This window comes from Oleiphilus sp. HI0123 (genome assembly GCF_001635315.1).
In genome coordinates this window covers 1-972 of sequence record NZ_LWGE01000209.1, presented here as the reverse complement: position 1 = coordinate 972, position 972 = coordinate 1, and the positions used below count along the sequence as shown (strand labels likewise).

Below are 972 nucleotides of genomic sequence, written 5' to 3'. Positions count from 1 at the left end.
GACCTGTCAGCGGGTCGTATAAAGCCATACGTTCCATTTCATCGTGATGATTCTTGATATCGGTGATATCTTCGAAAGTAATCACATAGTGAGATATTTCTGAGGTTTCTTGATAGGGATGGCTTTTAAGCAATGAAATACTGGTCTTCATCCAATGCGTGTCACCATTTGCATCGGTGCACTTGAGTTTACTCTGAATCAGACCTTCGGTATTAGGCGATAAGCTTTGTGTACTCAACTCCTGAGAGGAGATCGGGGGAAGGGAAAGTTTGTTTTCCAGTATCGAAATTGGCTGCCCCTCCAGCTTCATATCACAGCTACCAGTAAGCTTTAGAAATGCCTTACTGGCATAACTAATTGTGTGCTCCTTATCTATAATTAATACTGTACTATCACTACTCTCAATCGCTTGGGATAAGAGTTGCAGTGATACTTCACGCTTTTTACGCTGATTTATTTCTTCCGTAAGTTCGTAGTTTATTTTGTTGATGGTTTCTGTTCTGGAAATTATTCGTTTCTCAAGCTCAGTGTTGAGCGTATGCAGCTCATCCTCTTTGTCTTTTAATTGTTTAGTATAAACAATTAATTCCCGATTAGCCTTGGTGAGATACATTGTTTTCTCACTAACAGCGCGTTTCAGGTTTTTATTGACATAGAATAAGATTGAAATAAAGGCTGCGCCAATAACAAATATAATACTGGAAACTTGGAGTACCTGACGCGTCAGTTGGCTGGCTTCATTTAGTTCAGGAGAGTAAATGAAACGCTCGTGGTTCAATTCGCCAGTGCTCATGCCAAGATCGGTAAACGAGTCAGCGATGTGCTGCCACCTTCCTGGGTTCATGTGTCCCAGATCCACCAGTTTGGGAACGATTAGACGAATGGTCTCCTGAGCTTCATGGCGGAGTTCTTCAATGCTGAGTTCTGATTGATACTTATTCTTGATGAGCTCAATAAGCTCATCTGGATTCT

General features: G+C 41.4%; 1 protein-coding gene. It reads right to left on the bottom strand.

The window, feature by feature from the left end; all coding sequences use genetic code 11:
- The coding region (locus A3761_RS01955) for a PAS domain S-box protein (protein ID WP_156491503.1) at window positions 1–972 on the bottom strand (972 nt) is incomplete at both ends.